Annotated in this window: 14 protein-coding genes and 1 tRNA gene; 9 read left to right on the plus strand and 6 right to left on the minus strand. The window is 63.5% G+C overall.

Features of this window, described 5'->3' with window-relative positions; genetic code table 11:
• Positions 1-56 precede the first annotated feature (56 nt).
• The 6 genes from ilvB (at position 57) to PLANPX_RS02490 (ending at position 9,176) form a co-directional block, all read left to right on the plus strand.
• Positions 57-1,835, plus strand: coding sequence for a biosynthetic-type acetolactate synthase large subunit (gene ilvB / locus PLANPX_RS02465; RefSeq protein WP_152097191.1), 1,779 nt, complete (start codon positions 57-59; stop codon positions 1,833-1,835).
• A gap of 227 nt (positions 1,836-2,062) precedes the next feature.
• Positions 2,063-3,907 (plus strand): phosphoenolpyruvate carboxykinase (GTP), encoded by a 1,845-nt coding sequence (locus PLANPX_RS02470; protein ID WP_152097192.1) that lies wholly within the window; start codon positions 2,063-2,065, stop codon positions 3,905-3,907.
• Positions 3,908-3,927: 20 nt separating this feature from the next.
• Entirely contained in the window at positions 3,928-6,327 is a 2,400-nt protein-coding gene (locus tag PLANPX_RS02475) for a heavy metal translocating P-type ATPase (protein ID WP_152097193.1), read from the plus strand.
• Between the two features lie 131 nt (positions 6,328-6,458).
• On the plus strand, positions 6,459-7,124 hold the full coding sequence (locus tag PLANPX_RS02480; RefSeq protein ID WP_152097194.1) for a YXWGXW repeat-containing protein: 666 nt from the start codon (positions 6,459-6,461) through the stop codon (positions 7,122-7,124).
• Positions 7,125-7,650: 526 nt separating this feature from the next.
• Positions 7,651-8,061: a hypothetical protein gene (locus PLANPX_RS02485; RefSeq protein WP_152097195.1), complete on the plus strand. Its 411-nt coding sequence runs from the start codon at positions 7,651-7,653 to the stop codon at positions 8,059-8,061.
• A gap of 83 nt (positions 8,062-8,144) precedes the next feature.
• Entirely contained in the window at positions 8,145-9,176 is a 1,032-nt protein-coding gene (locus PLANPX_RS02490; RefSeq protein WP_152097196.1) for an AI-2E family transporter, read from the plus strand.
• Here PLANPX_RS02490 and PLANPX_RS02495 read toward each other — a convergent pair.
• Positions 9,173-10,636, minus strand: a complete 1,464-nt coding sequence (locus PLANPX_RS02495; protein WP_172991815.1) for a glycosyl hydrolase family 8 — start codon at positions 10,634-10,636, stop codon at positions 9,173-9,175. The two genes, PLANPX_RS02490 and PLANPX_RS02495, sit on opposite strands and share 4 nt — an antisense overlap.
• 423 nt (positions 10,637-11,059) lie before the next feature.
• On the opposite strand from PLANPX_RS02495, the gene PLANPX_RS02500 reads away from it, so the two are divergent.
• Positions 11,060-12,304 (plus strand): PEP-CTERM sorting domain-containing protein, encoded by a 1,245-nt coding sequence (locus tag PLANPX_RS02500; RefSeq protein WP_152097198.1) that lies wholly within the window; start codon positions 11,060-11,062, stop codon positions 12,302-12,304.
• Between the two features lie 138 nt (positions 12,305-12,442).
• Here PLANPX_RS02500 and PLANPX_RS02505 read toward each other — a convergent pair whose 3' ends face one another.
• The 3 genes from PLANPX_RS02505 to PLANPX_RS02515 all read right to left on the minus strand — a co-directional run bounded on the left by PLANPX_RS02505 (position 12,443) and on the right by PLANPX_RS02515 (position 15,523).
• Positions 12,443-14,026 (minus strand): alkaline phosphatase D family protein, encoded by a 1,584-nt coding sequence (locus PLANPX_RS02505; protein WP_152097199.1) that lies wholly within the window; start codon positions 14,024-14,026, stop codon positions 12,443-12,445.
• Positions 14,027-14,136: 110 nt separating this feature from the next.
• A complete protein-coding gene (locus PLANPX_RS02510; protein ID WP_198421838.1) occupies positions 14,137-14,808 on the minus strand; it encodes a phosphoribosyltransferase family protein in 672 nt (223 codons plus the stop codon).
• 79 nt (positions 14,809-14,887) lie between these two features.
• Positions 14,888-15,523 (minus strand): TVP38/TMEM64 family protein, encoded by a 636-nt coding sequence (locus PLANPX_RS02515; RefSeq protein WP_152097200.1) that lies wholly within the window; start codon positions 15,521-15,523, stop codon positions 14,888-14,890.
• Between the two features lie 246 nt (positions 15,524-15,769).
• On the opposite strand from PLANPX_RS02515, the gene PLANPX_RS02520 reads away from it, so the two are divergent.
• Complete coding sequence (locus PLANPX_RS02520) at positions 15,770-17,113, plus strand: hypothetical protein (RefSeq protein ID WP_152097201.1); 1,344 nt, start codon at positions 15,770-15,772, stop codon at positions 17,111-17,113.
• A gap of 89 nt (positions 17,114-17,202) precedes the next feature.
• Positions 17,203-17,273, plus strand: a tRNA-Gly gene (locus tag PLANPX_RS02525).
• A gap of 37 nt (positions 17,274-17,310) precedes the next feature.
• Here PLANPX_RS02525 and PLANPX_RS02530 read toward each other — a convergent pair.
• Positions 17,311-18,630 carry an esterase-like activity of phytase family protein gene (locus tag PLANPX_RS02530; protein ID WP_152097202.1) on the minus strand — a complete coding sequence of 440 codons (1,320 nt, stop codon included), beginning with the start codon at positions 18,628-18,630 and terminating at the stop codon, positions 17,311-17,313.
• A gap of 57 nt (positions 18,631-18,687) precedes the next feature.
• On the minus strand, positions 18,688-22,008 hold the full coding sequence (locus tag PLANPX_RS02535) for a CHAT domain-containing protein (RefSeq protein ID WP_172991816.1): 3,321 nt from the start codon (positions 22,006-22,008) through the stop codon (positions 18,688-18,690).
• Positions 22,009-22,342 lie beyond the last annotated feature (334 nt).

Consider the following 22,342-nt stretch of genomic DNA (forward strand, 5'->3'; position numbering starts at 1 on the left):
TACTGCCGCCGTCGCTCCCCGTCCTATCCCGTTTTCGAAGACCTGAGGCGCCTCCTATGGCAACGATCGAGAAACCCCGCGTGAAAGAAGAATTAGTCAGTGGCGCCGATATCTTGGTGCAATCGCTGGTTAATCACGGGGTAGAGACGATCTTCGCGTACCCTGGCGGCTGCAGCATGCCGCTGCATCAGGCCCTCACTCGCTTTGGCGATAAGCTGCGGACGATCCTCCCTCGCCACGAACAAGGCGGCGCGTTCGCCGCGCAAGGTTGGGCGCGCAGCACCGGCCAAGTCGGCGTTTGTATGGCGACCAGCGGTCCTGGCGCGACGAACCTCGTCACCGCGATCGCCGACGCGAAGCTCGATAGCATTCCGCTCATCGCGATCACCGGCCAAGTCCCGACCGCCGTCATCGGCACCGATGCGTTCCAAGAGACGCCGATCGTCGAAGTCTGCCGCGGTATCACGAAGCATCACTACTTGGTGACCGATGTGAACGATCTCGCCCGCGTCGTGCGCGAGGCGTTCATCATCGCCACCACCGGCCGTCCTGGCCCGGTGTTGATCGACATGCCGAAGAACGTCCAGATGGACTCGTGCGTGCCGAACTACCACGAGCCGCTGAACCTCCCCGGCTACAAGGTCGAATCGCCGAAAGCTCGCCCTGAACAGATCAACCAAATGGCGGCCGCGATCAAGCGGGCCCGTCGGCCGATCATCTACGCCGGCGGCGGCATCGTCACTGCCGAGGCGAAAGAGGCGCTCCGCAAGCTCGTCGCCAAGACCGGCATTCCGATCACCACGACGGTGATGGGGCTCGGCATCTACCCGTCGACCGATCCGCTCTGCCTCGACATGCTCGGCATGCACGGGTCGATCTACGCGAACTACGCCGTCGATCAGGCCGACCTGTTGATCGCGCTCGGCGTCCGCTTCGACGACCGCGTTACCGGCAAGGTCGAAGAGTTCTGCAAGCATGGCAAGATCATCCACGTCGACATCGACGCGTCGGAACTCAACAAGAACAAGCCGGCTCACATTCCGGTCTGCAGCGACGTGAAGTTCGCCCTCGACGAACTGAACAAGATCGTCGAAGCCCCGGAAGATATCTCTGAGTGGGTCGACCAGTGCATGCGTTGGAAGAACGACGAGCCGTTCAAGTACAACGAGCAGTACCCCGGCATTCTCCAGCAGCACGCGATTCGCACGCTGTGGGAAATGACGATCGAAAAGGATCCGGTCATTGCCGTGGGCGTCGGCCAGCATCAGATGTGGGCCGCACAGTTTTACAAGTTCCTCGAACCGCGTCGTTGGCTCTGCAGCAGCGGCCTCGGCACGATGGGCTTCGGCCTGCCCGCCGCGATGGGCGCTCAGGCTGCGAACCCCGGCCGCCTTTGCTTCGACATCGACGGCGACGGCAGCTTCCTGATGAACATCCAAGAACTCGCCACCTGCGTTTGCGAAAAGCTGCCAGTGAAGGTGCTGCTGCTCAACAACCAGCACCTCGGCATGGTGGTGCAGTGGGAAGACCGGTTCATGCAGGGCAACCGCGCCCACACCTACCTCGGTCCGATCGATAACCCCGAATGGTCGGGCCAAGGCGACGGCATCGGTTCGCTGAACCACGCCGAGCGCTATCCGAACTTCGTCGGCATCGCCAAAGGCTTCGGCTGCGGCGCCGCGTACGTCGACAAGAAGTCCGACCTGCCGGCGGCGATCGAAGAGATGATTGCCTATGACGGGCCGTACGTCCTCGACGTGGCTGCTCCTTATCAAGAGCACGTGCTGCCGATGATCCCTGGCGGGAAGACGGTGCGGGATCTCATTAAAGAATAATTTTCCTCACGTATAGCGTACTAAAACGGCTCGCTGCGATTCGATCGCGGCGAGCCGTTTTTCGTTTCACGAGATTCACAGCGATGAGCTCCGGGTGCGCACGCTCGCATTCGATGATCGCATTTGCTTGAGCGGATCTTAGAATCACAGACCGCCGTGGGGAGAAAATCATGTAGACTACTGGTCATCTGCCACCGCTAATGCATGCCGTAGGAAGGAAACCGACCATGCCCGCCGCCGTCAATCAGCCGCAAACGAAGAATCGCGAACTCCTTGCCTGGGTCGACGAGTTTGCCGCTCTCTGCCAGCCCGAAAAGATTTACTGGTGCGATGGTTCGCAGGCTGAATACGACCGCCTGTGCGAGGAGATGGTCGCCAGCGGGACGATGATTCGGCTGAACCCGAAGCTGCGGCCCAAGAGTTTTCTCGCCCGCAGCCATCCGAGCGACGTGGCTCGCGTCGAGGATCGCACGTACATCTGCTCAGTGCATCAAGGCGACGCGGGGCCGACGAATAACTGGATGGCGCCGCCGGAGATGAAGGCGCTGCTAACGCCAAAGTTCGCCGGCTGCATGCGCGGGCGGACGATGTACGTCATTCCGTTCAGCATGGGGCCGGTCGGTTCGCCGATCGCGCACATCGGCGTGCAGCTGACCGATTCGCCGTATGTCGTGGCGAACATGCGGATCATGACTCGCATGGGCGGGCGCGTGCTGGAGGTGCTGGGCGACGGGGAGTTCGTGAAATGCCTCCACTCGGTCGGAGCGCCGTTGCAACCAGGCGATACGGATGTCGCGTGGCCTTGCCAGGCCGATCCGAAGAACAAGTACATCGTTCATTTTCCTGAAGAGCGATCGATCTGGAGCTACGGATCCGGCTACGGCGGCAACGCCCTGCTTGGCAAGAAGTGCTTTGCACTGCGGATTGCCTCAGTGATGGCTCGCGACGAGGGGTGGCTTGCCGAGCATATGCTGATCTCGGGCGTGAAGAGCCCCGACGGCGAGAAGAGCTACGTCGCCGCCGCGTTCCCCAGCGCCTGCGGCAAAACGAACTTCGCGATGCTCATTCCGCCCAAGCACTTCAAACAAGAAGGCTGGGAGGTGACCACCGTCGGCGACGACATTGCGTGGATCAAACCGGGAAAAGACGGCCGGCTCTATGCGATCAATCCGGAGGCGGGTTTCTTCGGAGTCGCTCCGGGGACGAATGAAGAGACCAATCCCAACGCGATGGCTTCGATTCGCGAGAACACGATCTTCACCAACGTCGCGCTTACCGACGACGGCGATGTCTGGTGGGAGGGAATGACCGCGGAACCGCCGGCGCATCTCATCGACTGGCAAGGGCACGATTGGACGCCGGCAAGCGAAGGGAAGTCGTCGCATCCGAACTCGCGGTTCACGGCGCCGTTCGACCAATGCCCTTCGGCCGACCCCGCCCACAACGACCCGGCTGGCGTGCCGATCACGGCGTTCATCTTCGGCGGTCGCCGGCAGACGACGCAGCCGCTGATCACGCAGTCGTTCAATTGGCAGTTCGGCGTGTACGGCGCCGCGACGATCGGTTCCGAGCAAACGGCCGCTGCCTTCGGCAAGATCGGCCAAGTGCGTCGCGATCCGTTCGCAATGCTGCCGTTCTGCGGCTATCACATGGCCGACTATTTCAGCCACTGGCTCAGCTTTGGCCAACAGCTGCAGAACCCGCCGCGGATTTTCATCGTCAACTGGTTTCGCAAAGACGCCGAGGGGAATTACCTGTGGCCAGGCTTTGGCGACAACATGCGGATTCTGCAGTGGATCGTTCGCCGCGCGAAAGGCCAAGCGCGGGCGTTCGAAGGTCCGCTCGGCTGGACGCCGAAGTATAGCGATATCGACTGGCGCGGCCTCGACTACACGAAGGCGCAGTTCGACGAAGCGATGCATGTGAACCGCGACGAGTGGTTTCAGGAGATCGCGTCGCACAACGAGCTGTTCTTCAAGCTGTACGATCGCCTGCCGCGCGATCTGACGGCGATTCGAGATTTGCTGCTCGCGTCGCTCTGCCGCATTCCGGAGAAGTGGGCGAAGGGCTGAGCTTCGTCTGATCGAACACGATGGATCATCAACTCCACGACATCGCGCTGCCGGGAGCGAGCGAGCCGCCGCAGGTCCTCGACCCGGTCTGCGGCATGACCGTCAATCCGGCGACGGCAAAGCTGCATGCTGAGCACGCGGGGCAGACTTATTACTTTTGCAGTCGCGGTTGTTTGGAGAAGTTCACCGCTGATCCGGCGAAGTATCTCGATCCATCGCGAGCAAAGACGGAAGCGGGCCACGGCAGTTGCTGCCACGGCGGCGAGTCGAAGCGCATGCCGAAGCCGGCCGGCGGGCATGCCGCGTCGGGACAGTACACCTGCCCGATGCATCCCGAGATTGTGAACGACGGCCCCGGCGACTGCCCGCTCTGCGGCATGGCGCTGGAGCCGATGATGGTCGCCGCGAGCGACGAGCCAAATGCCGAACTCGTCGACATGATGCGGCGGTTCTGGATTTGTGCGGCGCTCACGGTGCCGCTGGTTGCGCTCGCCATGGCGCGGATGTTTTTCGTAGAGCAGTTCCACGCGTGGTTTCCAGGCCGTGCGTTGCCGCTGGTGGAACTTGCCCTCGCGACGCCGGTCGTGCTGTGGGGCGGCTGGCCGTTCTTCGTGCGGGCATGGCGATCAATCGAGAATCGCGCGCTCAATATGTTCACGCTCATCGGCGTCGGCACGGGAACGGCGTACGTTTACAGCGTCTTCGCTGCGTTGGCGCCGCAGTGGTTTCCTGAATCGTTCCACATGCACGGCGAGGCGGCCCTCTATTTTGAAGCGGCCGCGACGATCGTCACGCTCGTGCTGCTGGGGCAAGTGCTGGAGCTACGGGCGCGCCATCAAACGGGCGCTGCGATTCGTGCGTTGCTCGACTTGGCGCCGAAGCAGGCTCGCCGCATCGGCGCTGACGGTCGTGAAGAGGATGTGCCGCTCGACGAAGTGGCCGCTGGCGACCGGCTGCGTGTTCGGCCGGGCGAGAAAGTGCCGGTCGACGGGCAAGTTGTCTACGGTTCGAGCTATGTCGACGAATCGATGATCACCGGCGAGCCGATTCCTGTGGAGAAAGCTATCGGCGCCCGCGTCATCGGCGGTACGGTCAATGGGACCGGTTCGCTGGTGATGACGGCTGAGCGCGTCGGCAGCGAAACGATGCTGGCGCAGATCATTCAAATGGTCGGCCAAGCGCAGCGGAGCCGGGCCCCGATTCAACGGCTGGCCGATCAAGTGGCAGCCTACTTCGTGCCGGCGGTGCTCGCCGTGGCGGTCGTCACGTTCATCGCGTGGGCGACGATTGGTCCGCAGCCTCGGTTGGCGTATGCATTGGTGAACGCGGTGGCCGTGTTGATTATCGCCTGCCCTTGTGCGCTCGGACTTGCCACGCCGATGTCGATCATGGTGGCTGTGGGCCGCGGCGCCCGCGCCGGGGTGCTGGTTCGTGACGCCGAGGCGTTGCAGACGCTGGAGCGAGTCGACGCTCTCGTCGTCGATAAGACAGGGACGCTGACCGAAGGAAAACCGCGGCTTGTGGCGGTAACTCCAAGCGAAGGTTGGAATGAAGCGGATCTGCTGCGGCTCGCCGCCAGCGTCGAGCGGAGCAGCGAACACCCGGTCGCAGCGGCGATCGTTCACGGCGCCGAGGAACGCGGTCTCGAGGCGCCCGCAGCGAGCGACTTCCAATCAACCACCGGCCGCGGCGTGGTCGCCGTTGTCGACGGTCTCCGCGTTGCCGTCGGCAATGCGTCGTTGATGACTGCGGAGCACGCTGCGATCGATGCCGTGCAGGAACTTGCCGAGCGTGGCCGCCGCGAGGGGCAGACGGTGATGTTTGTTGCCGTCGATGGCCAGTTGGCGGGGCTGCTCGGCGTTGCCGATCCAGTGAAGGAATCGACGGTCGAGGCCCTGCGGATGCTTCGCGAGGAAGGGATTGAGATCGTGATGCTTACGGGGGATAGTCGCGGGACCGCTGAAGCGGTCGCCGCCAAGCTGGGGATCACGCGGGTTGAAGCAGAGGTGCTGCCCGAGCAAAAAGTTGACGCGGTGCGGCGTCTCAAGAGCGAAGGTCGCACGGTGGCGATGGCAGGCGACGGCGTCAACGACGCCCCTGCCCTGGCGGCCGCCGCCGTCGGTATCGCGATGGGAACCGGCACCGACGTCGCCATGGAGAGCGCCGGCGTCACGCTCGTGAAAGGCGACCTTCGCGGCATCGTCCGCGCCCGCCGACTGAGCGAACATACGATGAGCAACATTCGCCAGAACCTGTTCTTCGCGTTCGTTTACAACGGCCTCGGCGTCCCGCTCGCCGCCGGCGTGCTGTACCCGGTTTTCGGCTGGCTGCTGAGCCCGATGATCGCCGCTGCGGCAATGAGCCTTAGTTCCGTGTCGGTGATTGCGAACGCCCTCAGACTGCGGCGAATCGACCTGTAATCAGAGGGCGAGCAGTAGCTCTCGATCGTTTAACTGCCGTTTTCGTCGCTAGCCGGCTCGATTAGATTGATCTCCGTGGCGGAGGGCCGTTTCGTTCCGACGCCCAGCATTTCACCAGGGAGGGAGCAGCAATGAAACGATCTTCTTATTGCCTCATAGCGAGCATTCTGGCAGTGAGCGTCGCAGCCATTGGCGGCGATACCATCGCTCAGGTGGTCGTCGAAACCCCTGCGGTCGTTGAGGCGCCGGTCGTCGTGGAAGCGCCGACCGTGGTTGAAACGCCGGTTGTTGCCGCTCCCGCAGTGATCGAGCCAGTAGTCGTCTCGCCGACGTACATTCCGGTTCCAGCGCCGCAGCAGGAAGTGATTACTCCGGCGCCTTCGACGGGCGGCGTCTGGGTGGCGGGGCATTGGGATCGTACGCCGGATCAATGGGTCTGGAATCAAGGCGCCTGGGTGGAGCCGCCGTTCAGCAATGCGTATTGGACGCCGGGATACTGGCAACATCAAAATGGCCAGTACGTGTGGGAGGACGCTCACTGGGCCGCGGCGAATCAAGGCGTCGTCGTGGCGAAGCCGGTGGCCGTTCCCGAAGCGTACGAGGAAGTTGTGCCGGCGGCTCCCGCAGCGTCGACCGCGATGACCTGGCAGCCTGGCCATTGGGAATGGCGCGGCACCTGGGTGTGGATCCCCGGCGCCTACGTGGCGACTGCCGTGCCGGCCACGACTTGGGTGAACGGCGCCTGGGTCGAGGGCGTCGACGGCTGGCATTGGATGCCGGGGCATTGGCAGGAGTAGGCCGGCCGGATTGCTCCAACCGCAGGTCAATCAATCCGCGAATCGCTTGACGGCTGATTGCCGGCACGATCCACGGTAGGCTGAATTCGGATGCACAACCAATAAAGTCGATTTATACTGCGTGCCGCAGTCGGCTAGAGTTAGCGCTGCGATCGGCGATTCGTCGAAAGCCCCCTGGCCTCGCAAGGCAAATCGAAGGTGCGTGCAAATGAGCCTTGAGTCATCCCTCGCAAGAGCCATCGTTCGCCTGATTTACGAGCAGCACGGCGAGAAGGTCGCCGCTGGGTGGATGTCGTCTGCATGTGAGATCTGCGGACGGCAGCGACCGTGCGAAGCTGAAGAGTACACTGGGTACACGCGATGGCTGTGGAACCGAACTGAGCGTCGCTGGGTATTTCTGCATTGCGATTTCTGCGGAAAGAAGTTCAAGCTGATTCCGGAAGGGCCTGTTTCGCTTGAGCGGAATTGGACTTCGCGCGGGGAGACCGCGGCCCAGTTCGCATCGCGGACGCAGCCGCCAGGCCTCGTGAATAGCGGGCCTGAAACCAACGCCGTTCTTTTGTCGGCGCTTAAGCAAGCCGGGAAGAATAAAGATCGTTGGAAGGGAACAATTCAGCTTAGCTGGATCGGAGCGGGGGTGGGATTGGTATTGGGCGTTGGCGTCTCGCTCGCCATCCACTTTACTGGGCTAGATAAGTTGTGGCAGTTTGAGGATGAGAGCGGCAGTCCGCTGCATTTCCTCATTCTCCCTGGATTTGTCATCGCTGGAATGCTGATGGGCGCCAAAGACGTCGGGCCCACAATTCAGCGAGAAAAGTTAGAATCTCTCATCAAGAGATATGATCTTGATACGACGAGATTGCTGGACTTAGCGAAGCAGCATGGGCTGTCCGGCGCGGAAAAAGTGCTTAGGGAACTTCGCCAGCGACAATCGTAGGAACCTGTTCAATCGGCGATGAGTCGACGCCGTCGCATCGCTAACGCGGAGCGGTCATCGTACTTTTTTGCGGCCTTTTTTGCATGGAACACAGACGCCTCCGCAAAGAGCAAGTTTGGCTGGCCGTCGGGTCGTTGATGATCCTGGCCACCGTCGCCCTGGCGTTTGCGCTTGCTTACACGCGCGACGTGATGATTCCGTTCGTGCTGGCGATCTTCATCACGACGGTAGTGGCGCCTTTTTTTGACTACCAGGTGACGCGGCTGCGCTTTCCGCGATGGATCGCGGTGGTGACGACGCTCTTGGTGGTCGCTGCGTTGATATCGCTGCTCAGTCTGGCGTTCGTCGCCGCGTTTCAAGCGATGGTCGCCGTTGCCAGCGACTACGGGCAGCAGGTCGGCGATCTGAGCGAACGGCTGTTCGACAGTTTGCAGTCGCGGCACATTCAAATCGATCAGGCGAAGGTCGTCTCGCTGATCGAGGAGCGCGTGCCGCAGTACGTCACGCAAAGCGCCGGTCTGCTGATGGGGGTGATCTCGCACACGCTGCTGGTGATTATCTTCGTCGTGTTCCTCCTGTTCGGGCGCGATTCCCATAAGCGCCGCACGGGCATCATGGCCGACATCGAGCGGACGTTTCGCGAATATCTGGTCGAAATGACCATCATCTCCACGCTCACGGCGACGCTGGTCGGTTGCGTGCTGTGGATGCTGGGCCTGCCGATGGCGTGGCTCTTTGCGTTTCTGGTGTTCATCCTCACGTATATTCCGAACATCGGCGGGATCGTCTCGACGCTCTTGCCGATTCCGATCGCCTTCGCGGCGTTCAACAACCCGTGGCTGATCGTCGCCGTCGTGGCCATTCCCGCGGCAATTCACGTCGTCATTGGGAGCTTCGTGGCGCCTCGGTTGATGTCGCACGGCCTGGAACTTCACCCGGTAACGATCCTGCTGTCGCTCGCGTTCTGGGGGTTGCTGTGGGGGATCGTCGGCATGTTCTTGGCGGTGCCGATCATGGCGATGCTCCGCATCGTGCTGGCGGAGTTCGAGACGACGCGGCCGCTCGCGGAACTGCTGAGCGGGCGATTGCCGGGGCGAGATGCAGCGCGCCGTTAACCGGCGCGTCGGCGGATGCTTGAACCCATGGCCGCTGCAACCAACCAGCAAGCGAGGCACGCAGCGCTCGGTTCGGGGACTGCAGTCGTCGTAGCGGAGCCGGTTCGCGCGACGCTGGACGCTGGCTGATAGTTCCGCTGCCAAACTAAAAAGTCGGCCCCGTCCGTATCGCCGTCGCCGTCTGCGTCAGCCTGATTGCCAACGCCAAAGTTAGTCTTCCAGCGGGTGAGGTCGTCGCCGTCGACGTCGCCGTCATGATCGAAGTCGCCGGGCGTCGCCGTGCTGAGCACCGCCATCGGATCCCAAAAATTGCCGGTCACGGCGAGCAGCGATTGCAGCGTCACGGCGTCGCCGTAGTAGTCGCCCGTATTGTGCGATTGGTAAACGCGACTGTAGAGGCTGTTGAGCCACTGCTGATCGACGGCGCCCTCGCCGGTCATCGCGGCCACGGCCAGCGGGGCGATGAAGAAGATGTCTTGCCAGCTGTTGAGCGGCGTGCCGTCGAGCTTATACCCGCCGCGAACTTTGTTGGGGTCGCCGCCGGTGCTCGTGCGAGCCCAGTCGGAGATCTTTTGCACTTGCGCCAGCGTGACGGGATCGTTGTTGAGGATGGCGTCGACGCCGAGCCGCCACGGATCTCGACCGGCGTTGTACCAGTAGTTGCCGTCGTTGGCGCCTTCGAGCAAGTTCGGCGCGGGTTGCGGATCGCGCGAGGCGCCGACGAGCTTGATGAAGTCGGGGAGCAGGCCGGTGTTGGCCGACTCGTTCGACTGGATGTCGGTGACGACGTTTTGCGTCGCGGTGACGACGCTGTTCCAGAACGCGGGATCGCCGGTGGCCTCGCCATACGCGCGGAAATGGCCCGGCATGAAGTCGGACGATCGCGTGGTCCACTGGCTGTAGGTCGAACCGTTCGGACTGACCCAATCGCCGAGCATTGGCAGCCGGCTTTGCGGGCCGATGGTCGAGGCGCGGATGCCGGCGATCACATTTCTCGCGGCAGCGAGATAATCAATAGCGCCGCTGCTGCCCCATTGGGCGTGGGCCATCAGCAGGCCGTAAGCGATGTCGGCGTCGCCGTCGAAGGCGCTGTCGTTGCCGTCCGGATTGGGGACTTCCCAGTCCATGAGGCGACTGTCGATTGTACTGGGGTGCGCGAGCCGGAACTTCCACAGGCCGTCGAAGATCGTTTTGGCTTGCGGATCGTGCCCGGCCATCGCGGCGACGATCACCATGCCGTATCCCTGTCCTTCGGAGACGGTGCGGCCTGAGGAGTCGGACTTCACGCGCCAGCCGCTGCTGGCAGAATCGGCGGCGAGCCAGCGGCCCTTCCAGACGTCGTAATAGTTGGCGACCTGTTGGTTGAGCTGCGTGCGCGTGAAGTTGGTGGGGGTGAGAGTTCCCGGGCGGTAGGCTTGATGCTGCGTTCCGAAAGGAAACTGCTGAGCGTGAGCGCTCATTGCTAACAAGGGAATCGAGCAGAACAGAATGGCGAACAACAGAGCGCGCTGCAGACGAGCGCGCACAGCCCCCGTGAGCGGGGCGAGACGTGGCGACGATGGCATGACGAGCAATCCTAGATGGGTCGGCGATTGCGCGGTTTGCCGAATTGAGGAGACGAGGAGTTTTGGAACGGTTTTCCAGTATAGCTAGCCTGGAGACGGGGGTGTGAACGACGAATTTCGTCGAGAAAATCGCCTCCATTGGGAGGCTTCATCAAGTTTGACGCGCAATTTCTCGCAAATGCGCATTCGCGGGAAAGTAAATTTGACAGGAGCGCGTTATGTCGAGAGGATGCGTCGCGACGGCTCGGCTTCGGCGGCCACGACGAGCGATTCGGTTGTGCAGATTTCATTCCTCACGGCTTTCTTGCGAGTTGGCACATGAAGATTTCTCCGCTGCGCGTTTGCATCTGTCTCGCCGCGTTAACGCTTGGGGCAGCTAGTGCCAGGGCACAAGTTCTGTTCAGCGACAACTTCAACGTCAATTCGAGCGCTTCGTGGACAATCAACGCCGGGCCGGCGGCGAGCATCCCGAAGCAATCGGCGACGTTCGCGTTTGACTACAGCGCACTCGGTATTCCGGCGGCCCCGGGATCGGGCGATACGCTCGGCCTACGGTTGCGGGCGAACATACCCGGCACGCCTGAAGCTCCGGTGACGACGCGGCCGACTGGTACGATTTCGGGCCTCTCGTTGTCGCCGACTGGGAAGAGCTTTGGGACGAGCTACAAGTTGGAGTTTTATGCCTGGGCCAACTACTTTGGCTACAACGGCAACCTCGGCGATAACGTCAATTCCCAGGGCGGGACAAACAACGTCTATTTCGGCGTAGGAACTGCGGGGGCTACCCCGACGGTTTTCGGTCAGCCAGGGGCAATAGCTACGGGAACCACCGATGGCGTCGCATTCGCGACGACAGGCGACGGCGGCATTGCCGATGACTATCGCGCATTTTTGCCAGGCGTGACGGCGCCAATCGCTGGAACAACGGCGGGCGTCTACGCGGCAGGCGCCGCTGCAGATGCTCTGAAAAGCGACAGTGCATTCTATACGAACCTGTTCCCTCCGGTCTCAGCTCCGGCGGTGCAGCAGACCATTGCTGCGAATGAGTACACGGAACCTACCACGCCGACCCCGATCGCCAACCCAATGATTGGGAATTCTGCAGCTGGTTCGATCGGCTTTGCCTGGCAGAAGATCACGGTGACCAAGGATGGCAATACCGTCACCTGGACGATCAATGATAATTTGATCGCCACGGTGGATGCGGCAAGCGTCACGCTCGGTGGTCAGAACATTCTGATTGGCGCTTCCGACGTGAACACCAGCACCGCTCGTTACCCATCGTTGGTCTTCACGTTGTTCGATAACCTGACCGTTACCAGTCTAGCGCCTCCTGGACTGGCTGGCGATTTCAACAGCGACAACAAGGTGGACGGCGCCGACTTCCTCGTCTGGCAGCGCGGCGGCTCGCCGACGCCGACCAGCCCCGCCGATCTAGCGACGTGGAAGGCGAACTTTGGCCAAACCGCGCCGCCGGTGGCCGCAGTGCCGGAGCCGGGAACCATCGGCCTCAGCCTACTCGGCGTCGCTGCTCTTAGGCTGGCCGCTCGTCGGCGGAGCTAGTCGCTGAGCAAGCTCTCGTTGGATAAGTTCTGGTTGCGCGCGTCGCGGGCGTTTGGGGAACGCCCGCGACGCGACCAGGCTTCTCGCAAGATCGCTGCGTCGCATTCTGCTCAACGCAGCGAATGAGTGAAGCGAGTTCTAAGCTCGCTCGGCTCCCGGGCGACCTGCGGCAACGGCGAACGTCGCCAACTTCTCGACTTTGCTATCGGCCTGCGTGACGTCGTCGACCACGAAGTAGTCGCTTCGCCACTCGTCGGCGTTGAGCTCGCAGGCAACGTAGCCGCGTTGGCGGTCGTGGAACTTCACGCAGGCGTTCTCGCGCTGCAGTTGCTCCATCGCCTTCGAGTCCTTCGGGCCGTTGCCGCCGCTGGAGATCGACGTGCCGACGAATTCAGTCGCCACGACGGGGGCGCCGGCGTCGAAGTCGTCAACGCGCAGATCGTTCACCCAGTTCGAGTGAATGTCGCCGGTAATGACGACGGGGTTCGGGACGCGCCGCTCGGCGAGGAACGACATCAGGCCGTTTCGCTCGTGGAGGTAGCCGGCCCACTGGTCCATCGCGAACTCTTGCTTTTCGCCTTTTTGATGGTCGACGGTTCCCATCATCACCTGTTGAGCCAGGACGTTCCATGTTGACTGCGACTGCAGCAGCGATGACTCGAGCCATTGGCGTTGTGATTGGCCGAGCATCGTCGCGTCGGGCGACCGGCAATCGTCGTTGATCGCGTGGCCGCGATCGTCGTTAGGTTGGTCGCTGCGATACTGCCGCGTGTCGAGGACTAGCATGTCGGCGAGATTGCCGAACGACAGCTTGCGATAGAGCCGCATGTCGGGGCCGGTGGGCAATGAACGCCGCCGCAGCGGCATCGCTTCGTAGTAGGCTTGGTAGGAGTTCGCGCGGCGAATCAAAAATTCGATTGGATCGACGCCGTGCTTCTCTGAGATCGCTCCGGCGTAGTTGTTGTCGAACTCGTGATCGTCCCAAGTAACCATCCACGGGCACTGCTGATGCATCGCCTGCAGCAGCGGATCGCTGCGATAGAGGGCGTGCCGGATGCGGTAGTCGTCAAGCGATTCAATTTCCTTGCCGACGTGGCGCCGGACGCCGTCGTTGCCGGCCTTGCCTTCGTAGATGTAGTCGCCGAGGTGGACCACCATGTCGAGATCTTGCTCGGCCATGTGGCGATAGGCGGCGTAGTGGCCCGATTCGTAATGTTGGCACGAGGCGAAGGCGAACTTGAAGCGGTCGGGAGTCACGTGAGCCGCCGGCGTAGTGCGCGTGCGACCGACGGGGCTCACCTCGTCGCCGACCATGAAGCGGTAGTGGTACCAACGATCGGGCTGCAGCCCGTCGGCGGCGACGTGGACCGAGTGGCCGAGTTGCGGCGTCGCGGTGACGCGGCCTTTGTTGACGACCTTGGCGAACTTATCGTCCTCGGCGATCTCCCAGCGAACTTGCACGGGCTCGGGCTTCATTCCGCCAGCGGGCTTGAGCGGCTGCGGCGCGAGTCGCGTCCAGAGCAGCACGCTGCTGGCGTCGGGATCCCCCGAGGCGACGCCGAGCTGAAACGGATTGTCGCCAAGCGGGGAACGAGAGCCAATTAAATCGGCCGCTCGCACGAGGGGCGCGGCGGTGAGGCTGCCGACGAAGGCCATGAACAGACGACGGTCGACGCCGCCTGAGCGGCGAGCGTGGCGGCGAAAATCTTCAGCGGAAAGCATCTTGCGATCAGCCTGGGGCGACGAAGTGGTGAAGAACACTTCTCAGCCTAGCCGGGCAAGATGAAGAGAATGCGAACGTGGCGCGAAGGACGTTCGTCGCTTAGCCCGCTTCACGCATCGGCGGCCCGTTGTTGCTGGGCGTCGAGATAATCCTGGCCGTGAGCGTAGCGCGTGTTCACCGGAACGCCCGCTCGACACAGGGGGCATTCGGCCGCAGTCCAATCGGGAATGTCATATTCCATGAGGTAGCGGTACTCTGGCACGCTAAGCCCCGCCGCGTCGACGTTGCCGCGATGGACGAGCGCCGCTGCTGCCACGACCTCGCCGCCGGCGGCTTGCACGGCGGCGACGGTTTGTCGAACGGAGAGCCCCGTGTTGACGACGTCGTCGACGACGAGCACGCGGCGCCCCGTTACGAGGCGATCGTAGCCGCGGTGGAACGTAAACTCGCCGCGCAGCTGCTGCGAGGTGCGCGGTTGCGTGTGCTCGGCAAAGACGGCGGGCAGGCCAAGTTCGTAAGCCGTCCACTGCGCGACGATCAAGCCGCCGGTCGCCGGGCCGCAGAGGATCTCAGTCTTGAGGTCGCGGACGGCGGCGGCTAGTAACTGCGTGAGCTGCCGGACTCGCTGTAAGTCGACGAAGATCGCGTCTTTGTCGACCCAGCCGCTGCCGTGATCGCCGGAGATGTACACGAAGTGATCGTCGGCGAGCAGCGCTCGGCACTCGACGAGCATCTGTTGCGTTTCAGCGGCGGCCTGCGCGGCGTCTGATTGATCTGGCATGAAAAGCTCGAAGAGTGCGTGGAGTGATTGAAGGTCATTCTAACAAGCGAGAGCCTGCCCGTTTCCAAGCCGGCGCCGGCTACTTCCAGCGCCGGCGAACGAGCGCGGCAATCGCCAGCGGTACCGCAATGCTCGCGGCAAGTGCGATAGGGAGCCAGCCTCCCGAAGCGGCTTGAACGCCAAGGACCGAGTACCCCGCGGCGATCGCGATATTGCTGACGACGACCGGCGGCAGGAAGGTTCGCCACGACATTTGCAGCGCTCCGAGTACCAAGGCCGCCGCTTCGGCGATGATCGGCAGCGGTCGCGTGAATGCGAGTACCCACGGGCCGTGCTCCTGGCACGCGCGATCGGCGTCGGCGAGGGCTGCCGGCGAGGCGAAGCGCTCCGCCAGCGGTCTGCCCCAACGTCGCGCGAGGGCGAAGGCAATCGCGGCGCCGAGCGTCATGCCAAGCGCCGATGCCGCCGTCCCCAGCGCGAAGCCGAGTTGGCTCCCCGCGAGCGTGCTCACCGGGCCTGAGGGAATCGGCAGCAGGACGTCGCTGGCGAGGATGGCGACGACGGCCAGGGCGAGCATCGGCCGCGGCGGGGGATCGTCCCGCCATTTCTGCAGAGCGTCGGCGTACGCCTCGCCGTGAAACGCGAGGATCGCCAGCGGCAGAACCAGCACGACCGTCACGAGCAGCAGCGGTTTCAGCAGAGAGCGGTCGATCATGCGCGGCAGGCGGCGTCGGTTTTTGACTTGGGTTGGCGAGGTTCTAACTTTGTGCAACTGCGAGCAACGAGTGGCGATGCGCACCGATCGTCGGTCGGTGCGTGCGGATGTTGCCCGCGGTATTAATTTGAGCGGAAAGTGCGGGGACGGAAATCCCCAATCTGTCTCGCGCACGAGCGGGAGCGGGCAAGGAAACGCGGCGAGGATGGCCAATCAGCGATGGCGAGGGCAACAATGAGTGAGAGAATGACGACGATTGTGAGCGCCTTGGTGGCGCTCGGAATCTTGGGCCTAGGCGTGACGGCGCAGCCGACTGGCGAGGGAGACGGCGTCCGCGTCGAATCGCTCGCGTCGGACGTGCGGTTCCAGATCGAAATGTCGTGGCGACACGATGGGCGGACGCGGACGGCGCGGCAAGCTGAGTTGGAACAGACGCTCGCAGCCTTCGCGAAGTCGCCGCAGTCGCCGGCCGATGCGCAGCTGCTAGAGCAGTGGCTGCGGGCCGCGGTTGTAGCCTCGTTGCCGGGCGAGAGCGGGAAGTTTCCCGCGACGCCGGCGTTCGGCAAGCCAGTCGTCGTTGCTGAGCTGCCTGCGACCGACTCTCCTGTCCCGGCGCCTCCGACAGCTGCAGCAGCGAAGGCGCCCGCTGCGCAGCCAGCACAACCTCCGCGCGACGTTACCCTGAAACCGAATCAAGCGTACACGCCGCCGCGAGCGAAAGAGATTCGTTTGACGCCGCGATCGCACCAGGCGGAAGCGTCTGCTCAGCCGGAGGCGCCGCCAAAGCGCATCGTCGCGGCGAAGCCGGTCGTTCCTGCACCGGCGCCAACTTCCCCTCCGACTTCAGCTCCAGCGGAAAAGCCACGAGTCGCGCTTGCTAAGGAGACTCCGCGCCAAGCCCCCCCTGCCCCGACGCCGCCGGTGGTTGCTGCCGCACCGCAGCAGCGCGCGAGCGAGAACGCGCAGCCGCTCGAACAACCGCCGGTGATGAAACCTGCCGCCCCCGCACCGGCTGCCGTGGCAGAACGGTCGACGCCCGCAGCAGCGCCCGCCGAGACGCAGCTGAACGAACTCACTGCTCCAGCGAAGACCGTCGTCGAAGCGACGCCAACGCCGACGACCCCGGTCACGCCCAAGGTTGCCGCGAAGCCGCCAGTCGTCCCGCCAGCTCCAGCGGAGCCGGTGACCGTCAACTTGGCCGAGCTCAACGCCCAGATCCGCGGCTATCACGAAGGTCTCAATGAAATCGACGCCACGATCGTCGCCCGTCGCGGCCAGCTGAGCGAAGGCGAGATCGCACGATTCGTCGAGCAACTCGAACAGCTGGCGGCGCACCGCTCGTTCGTGCGGCTTTACTACGACGGGCTCAGCAAGAGCGAACGCCGTTTCGTCGCCGCGCCGCGAGCACTGCACGAGACGGTCGAGCTCGTGCGGAACGAACTTGCCGCTATCAATGCCGAGGAAGAGGATTTTTTGACGTCGCTCGAAGGGGCGGCCGAAGAGGATGAGCTCACCCGGCGGTTGGATGCGCTCACGAAGGACGCCGACCAGGAAGATAACGAAGCGCCGGCCGCGAAGGGCGAGCGCTAGCGGTCGGAGTCGCAGGACGCGGCGATTGCCGCGGGCGAACGCCGGTGGCTTTTCATCGCCAGGAGGGTGGAGTAGACTTGGATAGTCTTGCGGGTGTAGTTCAATGGTAGAACGAAAGCTTCCCAAGCTTTAGGCGAGGGTTCGATTCCCTTCACCCGCTCTTGGCCGCTTGATGATTCGGGGTTAGATGGCCGCGATCAAATGCCCGCGATCGACGATCGCGGCTTTTTTATGCGCGGATGGATCGCGGCTATTGCGATGATGGCCAGCGTGGCGGCGACGGGTTCGGGGATTGGTTGAACCGCTGACGCCGCCGCCCCGCCGAACGCGGCCTTCCAGATGTTGAGATCCGCCGCATCGATCTTGCCGTCGAGATTCGCGTCGCCCTCTTGATGCGTCGCATTCGCGGCGAGCCCTGCACCCCGCTGCCACTGCAAGAAATCGGCGCCGTCGATCGCTCCGTCGGCGTTGAAGTCTGCCGAGGGAACGAGGTGCGCCGTGAACGCGACGAGCGTGTTGCCGCTGGAACCATCGCCGTTGTCGACGACGCCGATGAGCGACCAGTCGCCGTTAGGGAGTCGCGGGCCGAGCGTCAGCCCTTCCATGTTTTGGCCGAGGCCGGCGTCGATGGCGCCCGACCAGAGCAGCGACTTGCCGACGGCAGTGAACGATTTTCCTGAGAGCCCCGCATCGTAGGGAGCAACGCTGACGTCGGTAACGCCGGTGAAATCGACTTCGTAAATTCGATCGCGGTAGATTGGCGTCGTCACGGCGACCGAGCGTTCGAGCGCGAGCAGCGTGCCGTCGGGCATGAGCGTCAGGTCGGAGAGTCCGCTCTGCGGCGAGCCGAGCGTTGACGTCCCGTGAATCGGATCAACCTGGTAAGCGAATTGCGAGCTGGGCGTCACGGCGTTGCCGTCGACATTCAGCTTCAAGAGTCGCACCGTCGTTCCAGCCGCGGCGGTCGCCGTCGGGCCGTCGACCGTGAGGGCTTGCTCGTTGGCGGTCCACATCGCTCGGCCGTCGGCGGCACGGGTGAGCGATTCAAAGCTCAGATTCGCCCGGGCGTTGGCGAATACTGCGGGGAGCGTGACGTTCTGCAGATTGGCGCCGGTCGCAAGGCTGACTTCGCGGAGGCCGACGCCATTCTCCGAGGCGAGGAAGACGCTGTTGCGAGCCGGGTTCGTGTACGCGATCCCCTCAAAATCGTTTGTGGCGACGAGATCGATCGGCGTGATGTTCGTAACGCTGGCGATGCCGCCCGCAGCGTTGAACGCGAGATCGAACTGGATGAGTTCGCCCTTCGTTTCTTCAGCGGCGATGAATCGGGAGAGGCCGTCGACCTCGCCGACGTAAGTGACGCCGCTCATCTCGGCGACGGTGACGCCAGTCGGCGGCGTGAGCAGCGTGTGATTGACGCGGGTGACCGCCCAATTGGCGGCGTGACCGAGCTCCGCGCACGCGGCGGTCAGCAGCAGAGCGAGAGTCGAGCAGGTGGTGAAGCGAGCCGCTGGCATGGTTTGATTCTAGCTGAAGCGAACCATTCCGGCTGCCAGCGAGCACGCAGCTGAGAGTTACTTCGGCTCTTCCAGCGGCGGGAGACTTCCTGGCCCCGGTTTGCCTTCCGGTTTCGGCGTTGCTGGCGGCGGGGTCGGAGCTTCCCCTTCCTTGGGCGGCAGCGGCGTTGGCTTTATTGGGACGGGAGCTGGAGCCGGGAGGGGCGCCGTGGGATCGGCCTCTTTCATCGGCTGATCGGGGACGGCGCCGGGAGCGGTCGGCGACGGCGGGGCCGGCGCGCTGGGCTGAGCGGGCGCCGCGCCGGCCGCAGGCGCGCCGGCGGCTGGTTGCCCTGCTGCCGCCGCTGCGGCAGGATCGATCGCGGGATCTTCTTGCTCCACCGGTCGCCAGCCGGCGTCGACGACCAAGTAGCCCGCCCAGAAGAAGGGGTGCTTGGCGGTGAACTCGACTGGTTCCTTACCCTCCTTCACTCGCAATTCCGCGGCGGGGTCGACGGGCGTTTCACGGATGAGTTGCACGCTCCGTTGCCAGGCGCTCGCCGCGGCGTTGTGGGGTAGATCTTGGATAAACTCGCGCACTAAATCGAGCGTCGTTTGCCCGCCGACGCGCCAGCGGCTGAGCAGCAGCGTATCGGCTCCGGCCGACATCAGTCCGCAACTCGCGAAGAACAACTCGTCGCCGGGGGCCACGGCGTCGTCGCCGCCGCGGCGCCGACGCGACGCTTTGCCGCCGCGCTCAGCGGCTGTGTGCATCCCTGGCAGCAGGATGCGTTGCGGTCCGTCGCCGGGAATCGCCATCCACTGATCGAGAAAACCTTGTTGCGCCACGCGGTCGATTGGCAGCGGCGACCAAGAAAGCGGATCAGCGCCAAGTGCGTCGATTTCATCGAGCACGACGAGCGCATCGAGCAACGTCGCCAACAGCGGCGTGGCGGCGGGCGCTGGCGTTGTAAGCGGCATCGGGCCCGGAATCGCCTCCTGCAGTGCGGCAAGCGCCTCTTTCTCTTGCTCAGGTTCGTCGCCCGGAATCATGGCGCCGGCGACGAGACCGGTGCGCTGGATCCGCCGCCACGAGCCGTCGAAGCTGAACGCCAGCGCCGCGGTGGGGGCGTAACGAATCGTCGCGATCTCCGACAGCAGCTTCGGTTGCGAGTCGACCTTCGCGATGAGCGCTTCAAATGGCACATACCACAGAACGCCGTCGGGGATAACGATCAACTCTTTGAGCGCCGCCGGATCAATTGAGGCGCCGGTGAAGATTGCTTTGTAGAGTTCGGCGCTGCTCGCCTGCCATTTGTCGGAGGCGAGCTCTTCAACGGGAACCTCGTGATTCGCGTCGACGTTGCCGATCGCGCGGAGGAATTCCGATACCTGACCTCCGAGTCGACTCGAGGGGCCGAGGTTCCAATTCGTGACCGCCTTGTTCGTGAGCAGGATGGCGAGCATACCGTCTGGCGTATCGTGGAAGACGAGTAGCGCCTTGCCGGGTTGGAGATTCGACTGGAAATCGATCGGAGCCATTGTCGGCGGGAAGGAGACGTCAGCCGGCATGCGAGCCAAGCCCACGTTGGCGATAATATCTTCGCGGCGGGCGACGGCGTCGCCGTAGTCGCTCCAAAGGCGCGGCAGACGCTTCATGGCGGCCTCGTCGGCGCCGGGGGTCCAGGCAGCGCTCAACTGCTGCTGCAGGCGGGCCGCTTCGGCGGCCGCATCGGCCAGCGCTGGGTACCGTGCAAATATCTCGGTTTGCTGCTGGTGCTGTTGCGGAGTCAGGCGATTGACGGGAGCCAGCGCCACGTCGCGGAGCGCAGCGAGCCGGCCTCCCCAAGCGAGATTGCTGTGGAAGCGGCGGCGCTTGGCGAAGTCTGTGACCTCTAAAACGGCGGCGATGTTCTTGCGATCAATGGCTGCCAAAATCCACCGGTCGAAGGCCTGCGGTTGCGCCGTCGCCGCGGCAGCGATCGTTTCGATCGGCCGCGTCATGACGTCGATCGGCCGTGGATCGGAGAGCAGGACTTCGTAGATCGACGACGCCGAACGCATCGGGAGAGTTTGGTCGTCGAACATCCGGTTCGCGAGACCAATCTGAAAGAGCTGATGCGAGATCTTCTGCTGGCCGGTGATCGCCGTGGCCATGGCCGCATCGGCCGAGCCGCGACCCTGGGCGAACTGCAGGCGCGCGTCGAGATACTGAGCGTAATTGCCAAGAATGCCGGTGCGGGCGTCGCGCAGCAGCGCCACGCCGGCGGTGAGTGCGACCGCCGCATTTTTGACGTCCCCGGCCGTCAGCAGTTCGTCGGCCATCGAGAGACTGAGCCGCGCCGAGATCAAGTCGTAGCGTTCTCGCCGCGCCCAAGCGGCGGCGTTGACGAGCGGTTGGTTCGGATCGACGACGCCCGCCGCGAAGCGCGCGAGCTCTCTGTTGCGCAGAGCGTCGTCGACGAGGCCGACGTCGCGAAATAGGTACGCGGAGTAACTGGCTTCCGTGAAGAAGTCGGCCGCTGCCGCGGCGTCGCCTTGATCGAGCGCCAGCCGTCCTTGTTCCAGGAGCGCCACGCATGTGAGCGGGTGATCGAATTGGCCAGCCACGAGCATGCCGCGTTCGAGGCGCTGCTGCGCTTGCTCGCGATCGCCGACGCCGACCAGCGCGATGCCGTAGAGAACGTCGGTCCAAGCGCCCGACCAATGGTTGGGCGGATGCCCGCCGCGGGCGAGCGCGGCCGCCACGTTTTTCGAGATGGCGTCATGCGGTCCGAGCGGTCCCAGGATCTCGTTGCGGCGACGCAGAGCGAGCGCCGTGCAGCGAACGACCTCGACGACGTCGACGGGCCACAACTGAGGCGCCTGAACGACGCCGCCCTGTTGGATCTGCTGACTGGCATCGACTTGTCCCTGCGAGATCGGGAGCGTTGTCGGATACTTGCCCGGGACGAACCGGCGCTGGGGAACGCCCCAAGGAATGACGACCCGCGTCAGCGACGCATCGGCATTGATTTGTGGATTGAATTGCACCCGCATCATCCACCGCGGGTATTGCAGGAAGAGCGTGCAGGCTTGGTCGAACTGCTGCAGAGCCAGCTGCGGTTGCCCCCAGTGATAGAGGGTTTCGCCGAGCATCGCGTGATAGCAGATCGCGTCGATCCAACGAATCGTGCCCGTCGGACCGAGCGTCTTCACGCTTCCGGTGAACGATCGGGTGAAGGTGCGCTGCGCATCGCGCAGGTTGCCGCGGTAGAGCTCGTCGATGCCGTTGTAGTACGCGCGCGACGGTATCGTGTCGCCAAGCTGAGCCTGCGCCGTGCGGGAACTGGCGGCGATCATTATCGCCGCCAGGACTGTCCAAGGCGCGAGCTTCAGCCCGCTAGCTGATGCTTGCATGATTGTTTTCTCTGTTCCGGGGCCGAGGCGGCCCGCTTCCATCAAGTCGGCGAAGGAGCGGAGGCGTCAGCAATGGCGCCAAGGCGAATGCGGGGAGCGCTTGGCACTGGCTTTCATTCTAGCAATCCGCCGTAGAAATGCTTGCAATTAGGGCTTAATAGAGGGATTCAAGCGGGTGAATCAGCATGCTGGCTGCGGGTGATTCGGAACCGTCATTGACGAGCGATGGTTGGCCTGAGGGCTGGGCGTCACGGCCAAGAAGCAAAAATTATGGCGGAAGTGAAAGTTTGCGGGTCGTGCCGCCGATAACGGTTGTAAGGTTTGTCGTCGCCAC

This window comes from Lacipirellula parvula (genome assembly GCF_009177095.1).
GTDB lineage: Bacteria > Planctomycetota > Planctomycetia > Pirellulales > Lacipirellulaceae > Lacipirellula > Lacipirellula parvula.